We start from the raw sequence: 15,536 nt of genomic DNA, 5'->3' as shown, positions 1-15,536 counted from the left end.
GTGAGGGGGAACAGCGCGCATAAAACCCTATACACATCTTTTACATCTCAGGCGCATCCTCCGCGCCTGCCTTATGCTATGATTCGCAACTTTGGAGCACCTGCCAACGGCGGGAATGCAATTCAGCCGCTGTCCACTTTCAGCGGAATAACAACATCTTGTGGTGACAGATGAACAGTGGTTATCTGCATTTTCCGGAATTCGATCCGGTTATTTTCTCAATAGGACCTGTAGCGCTTCACTGGTACGGACTGATGTACCTGGTGGGCTTCGTCTTTGCCATGTGGCTTGCTGGTCGTCGCGCCAGTCGTCCGGGCAGCGGCTGGACGAAGAACGAAGTGGAAAACCTGCTTTATGCTGGCTTTCTTGGCGTATTCCTGGGCGGGCGCATCGGCTATGTCCTGTTCTACAACTTCCCGGTATTCCTGAACGACCCGCTCTATCTGTTCCGCGTCTGGGACGGCGGCATGTCCTTCCACGGCGGACTGATTGGTGTGATCCTCGTGATGGTGATCTTCGCCAAACGCACCAAACGTAACTTCTTCCAGGTGGCTGATTTTATTGCGCCATTAATCCCGTTTGGGCTGGGTGCAGGGCGTCTGGGCAACTTCATCAACGGTGAACTCTGGGGGCGTGTCGATCCGAGCGTGCCGTTTACCATGCTGTTCCCGGGCTCCCGCGCAGAGGATATCGCGCTGCTGCCTTCGCATCCTGAGTGGCAGTCCATTTTCGATACCTACGGCGTTCTGCCGCGTCATATGTCTCAGCTTTATGAGCTGGCGCTGGAAGGTGTGGTGCTGTTTATCATCCTGAATCTGTATATCCGCAAACCGCGCCCAATGGGGGCAGTATCTGGTCTGTTCCTGATTGGCTACGGCGCGTTTCGTATCATCGTCGAGTTCTTCCGCCAGCCGGATGCACAGTTTACCGGCGAGTGGGTACAGTACATCAGCATGGGGCAGATCCTCTCCATTCCGATGATTGTCGCGGGTGCCATTATGATGATTTGGGCGTATCGTCGTCGTCCACAGCAACAACTTTCCTGAGGAATCATGAAACAGTATCTTGAATTGATGAAAAAAGTGCTCGACGAGGGCACGCCGAAAAACGACCGCACCGGCACCGGTACGCTCTCCATTTTTGGCCACCAGATGCGCTTCAATCTGCAAGAAGGCTTCCCTCTGGTGACGACGAAGCGCTGCCATCTGCGCTCGATCATTCATGAACTGCTCTGGTTCCTGCAAGGCGATACCAACGTTGCTTATCTCCATGAAAACAATGTCTCCATCTGGGACGAGTGGGCAGATGAGAACGGCGACCTGGGGCCGGTTTACGGCAAGCAATGGCGCGCGTGGCCTACCCCGGACGGCCGCCATATCGACCAGATCACGACCGTCATGAACCAGCTGAAAAATGACCCGGACTCGCGCCGTATCATTGTTTCTGCCTGGAACGTGGGTGAACTGGATAAAATGGCGCTGGCGCCTTGCCACGCGTTTTTCCAGTTCTACGTGGCGGACGGCAAACTCTCCTGCCAGCTGTATCAACGCTCCTGCGACGTGTTCCTCGGCCTGCCGTTTAACATCGCCAGCTACGCGCTGTTAGTGCACATGATGGCGCAGCAGTGCGATCTTGAAGTGGGCGATTTTGTCTGGACGGGCGGTGATACCCACCTCTACAGCAATCATATGGAACAGACGCATCTCCAGCTGACGCGCGAACCGCGTGCATTGCCGAAGCTTGTGATCAAACGCAAACCGGACTCGATCTTCGATTACCGTTTTGATGACTTCGAGATTGAAGGCTACGACCCGCATCCTGGCATCAAAGCCCCTGTCGCCATCTGATACGGCGAATCCTGACACAACCGGTGCTCTTTAGCGCCGGTTTTTTTTCGCGCTCGTTTTGTTCTTCGAGCCTGTTTCCAGAGACGATGTAACGCGTTGCAACGGGTGAAAATCTCCGGAAAGCGGCTCGTAATGTTCTGGTTTAACGCTCGCGCCTTTTCTGCCATTCCGCCACACTTCCGCCATGAAAAACGAACATGGCTTTACGCTTATCGAAACCCTTTTCGCCATCTCGCTGGTTGTGATCCTCAGCGCGACGGGTCTTTATGGCTGGAACAGCTGGCAACAGCGGCAGCGGCTCTGGCAGACAGCCTGTCAGGTGCGGGATTACCTGGCGTTCTTGCGAAACGACGCAAATCGTCACAACAGCGAGCACAGGATCGCGCTTCACGCTGACGGGAATCAGGCCTGCCTTGTCAGCGCTGTGGTCCCGGGCTGCGACAGCGGCGGCCCGTTCGTGATGAAACCGTTATGGCCGGAGGTCACGCTGAGCGACGTAACGCCTGCGCTGGGATTTTACGGCTTAAGGGATACCGCATGGGCCGGACATATTCGCGTGCAGAGCCGCGCCGGTGCGTGGTGGGTTATTGTCTCAAATGGCGGACGTATCAGGCTGTGTGATGCCGCAGGAGAAGGTGCATGCCAGTAAAACAAAAAGGGTTCTCCCTGCTGGAGGTCCTGATTGCGATGACGATAAGCAGTATTCTGTTACTCAGCACGTCACGTTTTTTACCGGGGCTACAGCGGGGTGTTTTACTGCAATCCGGGCAACGGGAGCTGGAAGATGAGGTGTGGCAACGCCTGCTTGCGATGGGTAAACAGCTCCAGCGAGCAGGATACTGTGCAGGGCATTGTCAGGGGCAAGGGTTAATTATCGGCAGGCAAGGGCGATGTGCAATTGTGCAGTGGGATGCAAACAGCAACGGCCAGTGGGATAACACCGCGTCAGAAAATGACAGCACGGGATTTCGGCTTGAAGCCGGAACGCTCGAAACGCTGCGGGGCGCGACATCCTGTGAAGGTAAGGGATGGGATAAGCTCACCGACCCAGATCGGGTCCTGATAGAGCAGTTTATGGTCACTAAAACCGATCGTGCTGGTTTTGCACCGGTAATCAATGTCGAGCTGCGTGCCCGCCGCAAAGGTGAACTGACTGCACCCTTTTCGGCTCGCCACACCGTAACGGGGTTTAATCTGTGAATCGTCAGCGGGGCATGTCATCGCTGGCGCTGGTCTTGTTATTGCTGGTGCTCGGCACGCTGATCCTCACCGGATTAAACCAGCAGTTGCAAACCTTTAGCACGCTGATGAGTGGTGAGAGTCTCTCTATTCGCCAGCAGGCTGCCTTGCAATCTGCACTGGAGTGGGGACGCGTTCAGGACTGGGCTTTACAGCCAGAGGTTCAGTGCAAGCAGACACAAGGTCTGCGGGTCTGTGTAAGGCTGTTTGAGGAGCGTGTTTTGCTTATTGCCGGAAATGACGATCTGTTGCTATGGCGAGGCGGGGATATCGCGGAAGGACAGATACGCTTTTCTGCCCACGGCTGGAGCGACTTCTGCCCCCTTAAGGAAAGTGCGCTATGTCAGTTACCCTGAGCAGACAAAAAGGATTTAGCATGGTTGAGGTTTTGCTGGCAATAATGTTGCTGGTTGTGGTTGTGACGGCGTTATCCGGATATCATCGCGCGCTGGCAGCCCGGTATGCGGCGCTTAGCCAGTATCGCCAGCTATGGCATCATGCGTGGAATCAGTCGCAGATCTCAACATTAACGCTCCCGCCGGGCTGGCAGGTCAGTCGGGGGCAGACAACACAGTCCGGATGTGTCAGCATCACGGTCACACTTATTTCTCCTCTGGGGCGGCAGGGCGCGTTGACGCGTCTGCATTGCCCGGTTAGCCGCTAGTCGGGAGCGTTTATGCTAAGGGTTTACCACTCAAATCGTCTGGATGTACTGGAAGCACTGATGGAGTATATCGTTGAGCAAGAGCGTCTTGACGATCCGTTTGAGCCAGAAATGGTGCTGGTGCAGAGCACCGGTATGGCGCAGTGGCTACAAATGTCCCTTTCGCAGAAGTTTGGCATTGCGGCGAATATCGATTTTCCGCTGCCCGCGAGCTTTATCTGGGAGATGTTTGTTCGCGTCCTGCCGGATATTCCTGAGCAGAGTGCCTTCAACAAACAAAGCATGGCCTGGAAACTGATGACGCTGCTGCCGGACATGCTGGCGCATGATGAGTTCGCCATGCTGCGCCACTATCTGAATGACGACACCGACAAGCGCAAACTTTTTCAGCTGGCCTCACGCACTGCTGACCTCTATGACCAGTATCTGGTTTACCGCGCAGAATGGCTGATTCGCTGGGAAGCGGGAGAATTAGTCGATGGGTTACCGGAAGCGCAAATCTGGCAGGCGCCGCTCTGGAAAGCGCTGGTCGAGCATACCGGGCAGCTCGGTCAGCCTAAATGGCACCGTGCTAACTTGTACGATCGCTTTATCTCAACACTTGAGAACACCGCAGAACGGCCAGCCCGTTTGCCGTCACGCGTGTTCATTTGCGGTATCTCCGCGCTGCCGCCTGTCTACCTGAACGCGCTAAAAGCGCTCGGTAAGCACATTGATATCCATATCCTCTTTACCAACCCATGTCGGCACTATTGGGGAGATATTCAGGATCCGCGCTGGCTTTCACGGCTGGTCACCCGCCAGCGTAAACGCCTCTTTGAGGAACGCGCCGTGCCGCTGTTTAAAGACACTGAAAACGCGGCGCAGCTTTTCGATGAAGAGGGGATTCAGAACCTGCCGAACCCGCTACTTGCCTCGTGGGGCAAGCTGGGGCGCGACTATATTTATCTGCTTTCAGATATCACCTCCTCGGGAGAGGGGGACGTGGACGCGTTTGCGGATATTACGCCGGACAGCCTGCTGCACAATATTCAGCTTGATATTCTGGATTTAGAAAACCGTGCCGTGGCCGGGATCACTGCCGAGGAGTTTGCGCGAAGCGATAAGAAGCGAAAACTGGATCCTGACGATCGCAGTATCGCGATCCACGTTTGCCACAGCCCACAGCGTGAAGTTGAAATTCTTCATGACCGCCTGTTGGCCATGTTGCAGGACGACCCAACCCTGACACCCCGCGATATCGTGGTGATGGTGGCGGATATCGACAGCTACAGCCCGTTTATTCAGGCTGTATTTGGCAGCGCAACGGGCGACCGCTATCTTCCCTACGCGATCTCTGACCGCCGTGCTCGTCAGTCACACCCGGCGCTACAGGCCTTTATCAGCCTGCTTTCGCTGCCTGATAGCCGGTTTATCTCTGAGGATGTGCTGGCATTACTGGATGTGCCTGTTCTGGCCGCACGCTTCAGCATTAACGAAGAGGGCTTGCGCTACCTGCGCCAGTGGGTCAACGAATCCGGCGTCCGCTGGGGAATCGACGATGATAACGTCCAGGAGTTTGAGCTGCCCGCGACTGGCCAGCATACCTGGCAGTTTGGCCTGACGCGTATGCTGCTGGGGTATGCGATGGAGAGCATCCATGGCGAATGGAATGACGTGCTGCCGTACGATGAGTCCAGTGGGTTAATTGCGGAACTGGTTGGTCACTTAGCCTCGCTGCTGATGCAGCTCAACCGCTGGCGCCGTGCATTGATGCAGCCCCGTCCACTCGAAGAGTGGCTGCCGATTTGCCGCGAAATGCTAAATGACTTCTTCCTGCCGGACAGCGAAACGGAAGCCGCCATGGCGCTTATTGAGAAGCAGTGGCAGGCCATCGTTGATGAGGGGGTTAATTCGCACTATCACGAGGCGGTTCCCCTTTCGCTTCTGCGTGATGAGCTGACGCAACGTCTCGATCAGGAGCGCATCAGCCAGCGCTTCCTTGCTGGGCCGGTGAATATCTGCACCCTGATGCCGATGCGTTCAATCCCGTTCAAAGTAGTCTGTCTGCTTGGCATGAACGACGGTATTTATCCACGTGCGCTGCCACCCCTTGGCTTTGATCTCATGAGCGCACAGCCGAAGCGGGGCGACCGCAGCCGCCGCGATGATGACCGTTATCTCTTCCTTGAGGCGCTGATGTCTGCGCAAAGCAGGCTTTATATCAGCTATATCGGCCGTTCAATTCAGGACAACAGCGAGCGTTTCCCGTCCGTGCTGCTGCAGGAGCTGGTGGACTACATCGGGCAGAGTCACTATCTGCCGGGCGATGAGGCCTGTAACTGCGACGAAAGCGAACGTCGGGTGAAAGCGCATATTACCTGTCACCATAGCCGTATGCCGTTTGATCCTGTCAATTACGTTCCTGATGAACTGCAAAGCTACGCCCGCGAGTGGCTTCCCGCTGCGAAGAACGCGGGCACACCGCAAACCGATTTCATTCAGGCGCTCGAACCGCGCGCCATAGACACCCTTACGTTTGAGCAGCTGCAGCGCTTTTGGGCCCATCCGGTTCGTGCTTTTTTCCAGCAACGCTTGCAGGTGAACTTCCGCTCGGAAGAGAGCGAAATCCCTGATGCGGAACCGTTTATTCTTGATGGACTGGAGCGTTTTAAGCTTAATTCCCAGCTTTTGAACGCGCTGGTTGACGAAGAAGACGCCAGTAAACTGTTCCGACGTTACAGGGCGTCGGGATTACTGCCGTATGGTGCGTTCGGCGAAATCGTCTGGGATGCCCAGTGTGAGGAGATGCAAGCGCTTGCTGACCGGGTTATCGCGTGTCGGCAACCGGCGAGCAGCATTGAAATTGATCTCGATTGTAACGGTATGCACCTCAGCGGCTGGCTCACGCACGTGCAGTCTGACGGGCTGCTACGCTGGCGCCCATCTATGCTCAGCGTTTCACATGGCCTGCAACTCTGGCTCGAACATCTTGTCTACAGTGCGAGTGGTCACGAAGGCGAAAGCCGGTTGTTTGTACGTAAGGACGGCGAGTGGCGCTTCCCGCCGATGGAGCCTGAGCAGGCGTTGACGTATCTGTCGCTTTATATTGAAGGTTATCGTCAGGGCATGAACAAGCCTCTGCTTTTGCTGCCTGAAAGTGGGGGGGCATGGATAAAAGCCTGTTACGACGCGCAGAATGATGCCATGTTAACGGATGAGGCTTCGCTCCAGAAAGCGCGCAGCAAGTTTTTGCAGGCCTACGAAGGGAACATGATGGTACGTGGCGAGGGCGACGATGTCTGGTATCAACGTTTATGGCGAACGCTGGAGCCAGAATATTTCGACATTATCACGGAAGAGGCGCAACGCTACCTGTTACCGTTGTTCAAATTTAAGCAGTCCTGAGTGCTGTATAAAAATTGCACAGTACGGGGTGTTCATTTATGATGCACCTCTTATCACGGACTGATGTACCCAAAGAAAGAGATGCTGGCGTGTCCAGCACGCACGTTGTTAATGATGTAGCCGTGATAAAGAGGTCGTAATGCCAGGCAGCACCTTGTTCAAAGCGTTTGTTTTGTTTATCGCCCTTTGGGCTCCCGTCACTCAGGCCGATTCCGGTTGGCAACCTGTCCAGGAAACAATCCGTAAGAGCGATAAGGACACCCGTCAGTATCAGGCGATTCGTCTTGATAACGGGATGACCGTGCTGCTGGTTTCCGATCCTCAGGCGGTTAAATCGCTCTCTGCACTGGTTGTGCCGGTCGGATCGCTGGAAGATCCTGACGCCCATCCGGGACTGGCGCACTACCTTGAGCACATGACGCTGATGGGGTCTAAAAAATACCCACAGCCTGACAGCCTGTCCGAATTTCTGAAAATGCATGGCGGCAGCCACAACGCCAGCACTGCGCCGTATCGTACCGCGTTTTACCTGGAAGTGGAAAATGATGCGCTTGACGGGGCGGTGGACCGTCTGGCGGATGCCATCGCCGCACCGCTGCTGGATAAAAAATATGCTGACCGGGAACGCAACGCCGTAAACGCCGAACTGACGATGGCGCGCACGCGAGACGGTATGCGCATGGCGCAGGTTAGCGCTGAAACCATCAATCCGGCGCACCCGGGTTCGCGCTTCTCAGGCGGCAACCTTGAAACGCTGAGCGACAAGCCGGGTAGCCCGGTGCTCGATGCGCTGCATGCGTTTCGTGAAAAATACTATTCCGCCAATCTGATGAAAGCGGTTATTTACAGCAATAAACCGTTGCCGACGCTGGCAAACATGGCTGCGCAGACCTATGGCAGGGTGCCAAATAAAAATATCGATCTGCCGCAGATTAACGTGCCGGTTGTCACGGACGCGCAAAAAGGCATTGTTATTCACTATGTGCCGGCCTTGCCGCGCAAGGTGTTACGCGTTGAATTCCGTATTGATAACAACACGGCGCAGTTCCGCAGCAAAACCGACGAGCTGGTGACTTATCTTATCGGTAACCGCAGCCCGGGTACGCTCTCCGACTGGCTGCAAAAGCAGGGGCTGGTGGAAGGTATTCGCGCTGACTCCGATCCCGTCGTAAACGGGAATAGCGGCGTGCTGGCCATCTCCGCGACGCTGACCGATAAAGGGCTGGCTCACCGTGACGACGTCGTTGCGGCCATTTTCAGTTATCTCTCTCTGCTGCGCGACAAAGGCGTCGATAAACGCTACTTCGACGAGCTGGCGCACGTGCTGGATCTCGATTTCCGCTATCCCTCTATTACGCGTGATATGGACTACGTCGAGTGGCTGGCAGATACCATGATCCGCGTGCCGGTGGAACATACGCTGGATGCGGTAAATATTGCCGATCAGTATGACGCCGGGGCGCTCAAAGCGCGTCTGGCGATGATGACTCCGCAGAATGCCCGCGTCTGGTATATCAGCCCGAACGAACCGCATAACAAAATGGCCTACTTCGTTGATGCCCCGTATCAGGTTGAAAAAATCAGCGAACAGACCTTCGCGGGCTGGCAGAAAAAGGCGGGGGAAATTGCGCTGAAGTTACCGGAGCTTAACCCCTACATCCCGGACGATTTCTCGCTGATCAAACCCGCAAAGGCCTATCCGCATCCGGAGCTGATTGTTGATGAGCCGACGCTGCGCGTGGTCTACACCCCAAGCCGCTATTTCGGCGACGAGCCAAAAGCGGATGTCAGCGTAGTGCTGCGTAATCCTAAAGCAATGGACAGCGCCAGAAACCAGGTGCTGTTTGCGCTTAACGATTATCTGGCCGGTATTGCCCTCGATCAGCTCAGCAACCAGGCTGCCGTTGGCGGTATCAGTTTCTCCACCAATGCCAATAACGGCCTGATGGTGAATGCCAACGGCTATACCCAGCGTTTGCCGCAGCTGTTCCAGGCGCTGCTGGACGGTTATTTCAGCTATACGCCTACGGAAGAACAGCTCGAGCAGGCTAAGTCCTGGTATGCCCAGATGATGGATTCTGCCGAGAAGGGTAAAGCCTACGATCAGGCGATTATGCCAGCACAGATGTTGTCCCAAATTCCTTATTTCCAGCGCGAAGATCGCCGCGCGTTATTGCCCTCAGTCACCTTAAAAGAGGTGCTGGCTTACCGTGATTCGCTGAAAACCAATACTCGTCCGGAGTTCCTGGTTGTAGGGAACATGAGCGAAGATCAGGCTAAAACGCTGGCACAAAACGTGCGTGCGCAACTGGGTTCAAAAGGCGATGAGTGGTGCCGTAACCAGGATGTGCTGGTAGAGAAAAAGCAGAATGCGATCTTCGAAAAAGCGGGAAGCAGCACGGATTCCGCGCTGGCCGCGGTGTTTGTCCCTGTCGGATATGACGAATTTACCAGCTCTGCCCAGAGTGCGGTGCTCGGTCAAATTATTCAGCCGTGGTTTTACAACCAGCTGCGCACCGAAGAGCAGCTGGGTTATGCGGTATTCGCTTTCTCGATGAATGTGGGCCGTCAGTGGGGGGTGGGCTTCCTTCTGCAAAGCAGCGACAAACAACCTGCTTACCTGTGGCAACGTTATCAGGCATTCTTCCCGCAGGCGGAAGCAAAACTGCGCGCCATGAAGCCGGAAGAGTTTGCCCAGATCCAGCAGGCGGTTATCGCCCAGGTGATGCAACCGCCGCAGACGCTGGGTGAAGAGGCCTCGCAGCTGAGCAAAGATTTTGATCGCGGTAATATGAAATTTGATTCGCGTGATAAAATAGTGGCCGAAATAAAACAGCTGACGCCACAAAAAGTTGCCGATTTCTTCCATCAGGCGGTAGTAAAACCGCAGGGTATGGCCATCCTGTCTCAGGTTTCTGGCAGCCAGAACGGGAAAACGGACTACGTAAAATCAAAAGAGTGGACCGTCTGGAAGAGCGTCAGCGCGCTGCAACAAACTATGCCCTGGAGTAAGAAAGAATGACCCATACCGCTGAGCCGCTTGATCCCCTAAGTTTACCTCTACAGGGTGAGCGACTGATTGAAGCCTCAGCGGGAACGGGAAAAACCTATACCATCGCCGCGCTCTATCTGCGTCTGCTGTTGGGGCTCGGCGGCAACGCCGCTTTTTCGCGCCCGTTAAGCGTGGAAGAGCTGCTGGTGGTAACTTTCACCGAAGCGGCCACTGCCGAGCTGCGTGGCCGTATTCGCAGCAACATTCATGAGCTGCGCATCGCCTGTCTGCGTCAGACGACGGATAACCCCCTCTACGCGAGCCTGCTGGACGAGATTGCGGATAAGCAACAGGCTGCGCAATGGCTGCTGCTGGCCGAACGGCAAATGGATGAAGCGTCCGTCTTCACCATTCACGGTTTTTGTCAGCGCATGCTGAGCCTGAATGCGTTTGAATCCGGCATGCTCTTTGAGCAGCAGCTTATTGAAGATGAATCCGAGCTTCGCTATCAGGCCTGTGCGGATTTCTGGCGTCGTCACTGTTATCCGTTGCAGCGCGACATTGCTGAAGCGGTTCACGCCCTGTGGAAAGGTCCGGAAGAGCTTCTTCGCGCCATCGACCGTTACCTGCAAGGCGAAGCGCCGGTCATTAAATCTCCTCCGCCTGCCGATGAAACGCTGGCCTCGCGCCATGAAAAGATCGTCGCCAAAATTACCGCGCTTAAGCAGAAGTGGAATGAGTCGGTTGGTGAAATTGATGCAATCATCGAAAACTCAGGCATCGACAGACGCAAGTTCAACCGTGGGAACCAGGGGAAGTGGATCGAAAAGATCAGCGCCTGGGCCCAGGAGGAGACGCGGGGTTACCAGCTTCCGGACGCACTGGAAAAATTTTCGCAGCGCTTTTTGACCGAGCGAACCAAAGCCGACGGTATTGTGCCTGAGCATCCCCTGTTTGTGGCGATTGAAGCGCTGCTTGCGGAGCCATTAACGCTCAATGACCTGATGATCACCCGCGCCATGACGGAGATCCGCCAGGCCGTCGCGCGCGAAAAACGTCGCCGGGGCGAGCTGGGGTTTGATGACATGCTGAGCCGCCTGGACGAAGCCCTGTCCAGCGAGAATGGTGAAGCGCTCGCCAGCGCGATCCGTACCCGTTTTCCGGTGGCGATGATTGACGAATTTCAGGACACCGACCCCCAGCAGTACCGCATTTTTCGCCGCATCTGGCGACAGCAGCCCGACACTGCCCTGCTGCTGATAGGCGACCCTAAACAGGCCATTTACGCCTTCCGTGGGGCCGATATCTTCACCTATATGAAAGCCCGTAGTGAGGTGGTCGCGCATTACACGTTAGATACCAACTGGCGCTCCGCTCCGGGGATGGTTGAGAGCGTCAATGCGCTGTTCAGCCGTATGGAGACGGCGTTTATGTTCAATGAAATCCCTTTCCTGCCGGTGAAATCCGCCCCAAAAAACGCATCCCTGCGCTTCGAAGTCAGCGGTGCGGTACAACCCGCCATGACCTTCTGGCTGCTTGAGGGGGAAGGCTATGGCGTTGCCGATTATCAGGCGGCGATGGCCCAGCACTGCGCCGCGCAAATCCGTGACTGGCTAAGCGCAGGCGCGCGCGGCGAGGCACTACTGTGGAAGGGGGAACAGGCATATCCTGTAAAGGCCTCTGATATTACCGTGCTGGTGCGCAGTCGTCAGGAAGCGGCGTTAATCCGCGATGCGCTAACGTTGCTGGATATTCCGTCAGTGTATCTCTCTAACCGCGACAGCGTGTTCGACACGCTGGAAGCCCAGGAAATGCTCTGGTTGCTTCAGGCGGTGCTGGCGCCGGAGCGCGAAAATACGCTTCGAAGCGCGCTGGCCAGTTCTATGCTGGGGTTGAACGCAAGGGATATTGATGAACTCAACCATGACGAAAACGCATGGGATGCGGTGGTAGAAGAGTTTGTCCATTACCGTGAACGCTGGCAAAAGCGCGGCGTCATGGCGATGCTGCGTGAGCTGATGACACGGCGTCAGATTGCCGAAAATATGCTGGCGACATCCGGCGGTGAAAGGCGTCTGACCGATATTTTACACATCAGCGAACTGTTACAGGAAGCGGGTACCCAGCTTGAAAGTGAACATGCCCTTGTGCGTTGGCTGGCGCAGCAAATCGCGGATCCAAACAGTAACTCTTCAAGCCAGCAGATGCGTCTTGAGAGCGATAAGCATCTGGTGCAAATCGTCACCATTCACAAATCCAAAGGTCTCGAATATCCGCTGGTCTGGCTGCCTTTCATCGCGAACTACCGGGTTCAGGATCAGGCCTTTTACCATGACCGCGAGACTTTCGATGCGGTGCTCGATCTCAGCAAGGCGGAGACCAGCGTTGAACTGGCAGAAGCGGAGCGTCTGGCGGAGGATTTGCGCCTGCTTTACGTGGCGCTGACCCGTTCTGTCTGGCATTGCAGCCTGGGCGTCGCCCCGGTTTTCCGCCGTCGCGGGGAGAAAACAGGGGAAAGCGATTTCCATTTAAGCGCGTTAGGGCGGCTTATTCAGCGTGGCGAGCCGAAAGATGCGGCGGGGTTGCGCCTCTGCATTGAGTCGCTCTGCGGTGACGATATCGCACTGCATATCCCGTCTCTGCCAGACAATAGCCGCTGGCAAATGGCGCAAGAGCCCGCGACCGACCTTAATGCGCGCCAGATCACGCGGGTGCTTGCCGACGACTGGCGCGTCACCAGCTATTCTGGCCTGCAACAGCACGGGCAAAGTATTGCGCTGGATCTCATGCCGAAGCTGGACGTGGATGCCGCAGGGGTGGGTGATATTCCGGTTGAACCGACGTTAACTCCGCATCAGTTCCCACGCGGCGCGTCGCCGGGCACCTTTTTGCACAGCCTCTTTGAAGAGCTTGATTTTACTCAGCCTGTCAGTGAGGAGTGGGTGCTGAAGATGCTACAGAGCGGGGGCTATGACGCGCACTGGCAGCCCGTTCTCACTGACTGGATCAACGCCATTTTGCAGGCACCGCTGACTGAGCAGGGCTTCGCTCTTCGTCAGCTAACGGCCAGAAATAAACAGGTTGAGATGGAGTTTTATCTGCCTGTCGCAGGCCCGCTTAAGGCCGACGCGCTCGATGCGCTTATCCGTCAGTACGATCCGCTCTCAGCCGGTTGCCCGCCGTTGAACTTCCGTCAAGTGCAGGGCATGCTGAAAGGCTTTATCGACCTGGTCTTCCGTCACGAAGGACGGTACTACCTGCTGGATTACAAATCGAACTGGCTGGGCGAGAACAGCGAAGCCTATACCCAGCAGGCGATGGCGGCAGCCATGCAAATGCATCGCTACGATCTGCAATATCAGCTCTACACGCTAGCGCTGCACCGCTATTTGCGCCACCGTATTGCGGATTACCGCTACGACGATCATTTTGGTGGCGTCATCTACCTCTTCTTGCGCGGGGTCGACGCTGCCGATCCGCGCTCCGGGATCTTCAGCACCCGTCCGGATGCGGAATTGATTAATAAAATGGATAACCTGTTTGCAGCAAACACGGAGGAGATGGCATGACGATGCAGGACTTATTGCTGGAAGCGGTAGAGCAACGCGTGCTGCGTCAGTTGGATGTGCAGTTTGCCATGATGATTGCCGCTGACCAGCCCGCCGTGATGCTTGCCGCTGCCCTATTGAGTAAAGACGCCGGAGAGGGGCATGTGTGTCTGCCGCTCTCGCGTCTGGTTGTTGACGAGAAAATGCCGCCTGTCCTCCAGTCCTGCTTTGCGCTGCTGGGGGAGAGGGTGGACTGGCAGAAAATTTTGCGCGAATCGTCGGCCGTCGGGCCGGGAGAAAACCAGGCGCCGCTGATCCTGACGGGGGAGCGCTTATATCTGAACCGTCTGTGGCGAAACGAACTGACGGTAGCGCGTTTCTTTAGTGAGACCAACGCGCCGCTTCCCTGCGACGAAGCGCAGCTTCGCCAGACACTGGACAGGCTGTTTGACTCCGGTGAGCCTACAGACTGGCAGAAAGTGGCGGCGGCCGTCGCCCTGACGCGGCGGATTTCGGTGATTTCAGGTGGCCCGGGGACCGGGAAAACCACGACCGTCGCAAAGCTGCTGGCAGCCCTGATCCAGCTATCAGGCGAGCAGCGATGTCGTATTCGTCTGGCGGCGCCCACCGGGAAAGCAGCGGCGCGACTGACCGAATCACTGGGCGGTGCGATGCAACAGCTGCCGCTCACTCAGGAGCAGCTTGCGCTTTTCCCGGGTGAAGCGAGTACCCTGCACCGTCTGCTCGGCGCGCAGCCGGGTAGCCAGCGGCTGCGCTACCATGCGGGTAATCCGCTGCATCTGGACGTGCTGGTGGTGGATGAAGCCTCCATGATTGACCTGACCATGATGTCGCGCCTGATCGATGCTCTGCCGCCGCATGCGCGCGTGGTTTTCCTGGGCGATCGCGACCAGCTCGCCTCCGTGGAAGCCGGGGCGGTACTGGGGGATATCTGTACCTACGCCAGCTACGGTTATACCGCCGCGCGGGCGCAGGAGCTTGCCCGCCTGACCGGCTGCTCGCTTGAACCCGATCACTCGCCGGTCGCAGGCGCACTGCGTGACAGCCTGTGCCTGCTGCAAAAAAGCTACCGTTTCGGTAGCAACTCCGGCATCGGCCAGCTGGCTGCGGCGGTCAACCGTGGCGATCGGCATGCCACGCGCACGGTGTTTGACGGCTCTTTCACTGACATTGAAAAGAAATCGCTGCAAAGCGGAGAAGAGTATCAGGCTATGCTTGAGGAGGCTCTCCATGGATACCAGCGTTTTCTGAGCTGCGTGCAGCAGCGCAGTCAGCCCGGGCAGGTCATTGCCGCATTTGGCGAATACCAGCTTCTGTGCGCATTGCGGGAAGGGCCGTTCGGCGTTGCGGGCCTGAACGACAGGCTGGAGCAGCTGATCGTGCAGAAACGCAAAATTAACCGTCAGCAGCATTCGCGATGGTATGAAGGCCGGCCAGTGATGATCTCCCGCAACGACAGTACGCTGGGGCTGTTCAACGGGGATATCGGTATTGCGCTCGATCGCGGTAACGGTTTGCGCGTCTGGTTCCAGCTACCGGACGGCAGCGTGAAGTCCGTCCAGCCCAGCCGTCTGCCAGAGCATGAAACGGCATGGGCGATGACGGTACACAAGTCTCAGGGCTCAGAGTTCAACCATGCGGCGCTGATCCTGCCGACACAGCTTTCGCCGGTCGTAACCCGTGAGTTGGTCTACACCGCCGTTACCCGTGCGCGCCAGCGTCTGTCGCTGTATGCGGATGAACGCGTGCTGGGACAGGCGATTGCCACTCGCACCGAGCGCAGAAGCGGATTAAGCGCGATTTTTGAATCTGTCTGAGTAATCACCCTCTCCGACAGG

General features: G+C 56.4%; 10 protein-coding genes. All 10 read left to right on the top strand.

The genetic code is table 11. The features are described 5' to 3' along the window. The first annotated feature begins 170 nt into the window (after positions 1-170). The 10 genes from lgt (at position 171) to recD (ending at position 15,515) form a co-directional block, all read left to right on the top strand. A complete protein-coding gene (gene lgt, locus L2Y28_RS17530; protein ID WP_022649236.1) occupies positions 171-1,046 on the top strand; it encodes a prolipoprotein diacylglyceryl transferase in 876 nt (291 codons plus the stop codon). A 6-nt stretch (positions 1,047-1,052) separates the two neighbouring features. Then, positions 1,053-1,847: a thymidylate synthase gene (thyA, locus tag L2Y28_RS17525; RefSeq protein WP_006811817.1), complete on the top strand. Its 795-nt coding sequence runs from the start codon at positions 1,053-1,055 to the stop codon at positions 1,845-1,847. A 184-nt stretch (positions 1,848-2,031) separates the two neighbouring features. Then, on the top strand, positions 2,032-2,496 hold the full coding sequence (locus L2Y28_RS17520; protein ID WP_022649235.1) for a prepilin peptidase-dependent protein: 465 nt from the start codon (positions 2,032-2,034) through the stop codon (positions 2,494-2,496). Beyond that, complete coding sequence (locus tag L2Y28_RS17515; protein ID WP_022649234.1) at positions 2,487-3,047, top strand: prepilin peptidase-dependent protein; 561 nt, start codon at positions 2,487-2,489, stop codon at positions 3,045-3,047. Before L2Y28_RS17520 ends, L2Y28_RS17515 begins: the two co-directional genes overlap by 10 nt. After that, on the top strand, positions 3,044-3,442 hold the full coding sequence (locus L2Y28_RS17510; protein WP_022649233.1) for a DUF2509 family protein: 399 nt from the start codon (positions 3,044-3,046) through the stop codon (positions 3,440-3,442). The genes L2Y28_RS17515 and L2Y28_RS17510 overlap by 4 nt, the downstream gene beginning before the upstream one ends. Further along, the gene (locus L2Y28_RS17505; protein ID WP_022649232.1) at positions 3,427-3,750 is read left to right on the top strand and encodes a prepilin-type N-terminal cleavage/methylation domain-containing protein; all 324 of its coding nucleotides are present in this window, start codon (positions 3,427-3,429) and stop codon (positions 3,748-3,750) included. The genes L2Y28_RS17510 and L2Y28_RS17505 overlap by 16 nt, the downstream gene beginning before the upstream one ends. Positions 3,751-3,762: 12 nt before the next feature. Then, positions 3,763-7,137 (top strand): exodeoxyribonuclease V subunit gamma, encoded by a 3,375-nt coding sequence (gene recC, locus L2Y28_RS17500; RefSeq protein ID WP_022649231.1) that lies wholly within the window; start codon positions 3,763-3,765, stop codon positions 7,135-7,137. A 139-nt stretch (positions 7,138-7,276) separates the two neighbouring features. Next, complete coding sequence (gene ptrA, locus L2Y28_RS17495) at positions 7,277-10,159, top strand: pitrilysin (RefSeq protein ID WP_022649230.1); 2,883 nt, start codon at positions 7,277-7,279, stop codon at positions 10,157-10,159. Beyond that, positions 10,156-13,698: an exodeoxyribonuclease V subunit beta gene (gene recB / locus L2Y28_RS17490; protein WP_022649229.1), complete on the top strand. Its 3,543-nt coding sequence runs from the start codon at positions 10,156-10,158 to the stop codon at positions 13,696-13,698. Before ptrA ends, recB begins: the two co-directional genes overlap by 4 nt. Continuing rightward, on the top strand, positions 13,695-15,515 hold the full coding sequence (gene recD / locus L2Y28_RS17485; RefSeq protein WP_022649228.1) for an exodeoxyribonuclease V subunit alpha: 1,821 nt from the start codon (positions 13,695-13,697) through the stop codon (positions 15,513-15,515). Before recB ends, recD begins: the two co-directional genes overlap by 4 nt. The last annotated feature ends 21 nt before the right edge of the window (positions 15,516-15,536 follow it).

Origin of the sequence: Enterobacter sp. JH25 (assembly GCF_021725435.1) — a bacterium.
GTDB lineage: Bacteria > Pseudomonadota > Gammaproteobacteria > Enterobacterales > Enterobacteriaceae > Enterobacter > Enterobacter intestinihominis.
The sequence above is the reverse complement of the archived record's forward strand: the minus strand, read 5'-3'. Positions and strand labels throughout refer to the sequence as shown.

Coding starts and splice junctions, on each gene's coding strand:
- recD (WP_022649228.1), top strand. CDS start 13,695: ATGACGATGCAGGACTTATTGCTGGAAGCGGTAGAGCAACGCGTGCTG.
- recB (WP_022649229.1), top strand. CDS start 10,156: ATGACCCATACCGCTGAGCCGCTTGATCCCCTAAGTTTACCTCTACAG.
- thyA (WP_006811817.1), top strand. CDS start 1,053: ATGAAACAGTATCTTGAATTGATGAAAAAAGTGCTCGACGAGGGCACG.
- ptrA (WP_022649230.1), top strand. CDS start 7,277: ATGCCAGGCAGCACCTTGTTCAAAGCGTTTGTTTTGTTTATCGCCCTT.
- L2Y28_RS17520 (WP_022649235.1), top strand. CDS start 2,032: ATGAAAAACGAACATGGCTTTACGCTTATCGAAACCCTTTTCGCCATC.
- lgt (WP_022649236.1), top strand. CDS start 171: ATGAACAGTGGTTATCTGCATTTTCCGGAATTCGATCCGGTTATTTTC.
- recC (WP_022649231.1), top strand. CDS start 3,763: ATGCTAAGGGTTTACCACTCAAATCGTCTGGATGTACTGGAAGCACTG.
- L2Y28_RS17505 (WP_022649232.1), top strand. CDS start 3,427: ATGTCAGTTACCCTGAGCAGACAAAAAGGATTTAGCATGGTTGAGGTT.
- L2Y28_RS17515 (WP_022649234.1), top strand. CDS start 2,487: ATGCCAGTAAAACAAAAAGGGTTCTCCCTGCTGGAGGTCCTGATTGCG.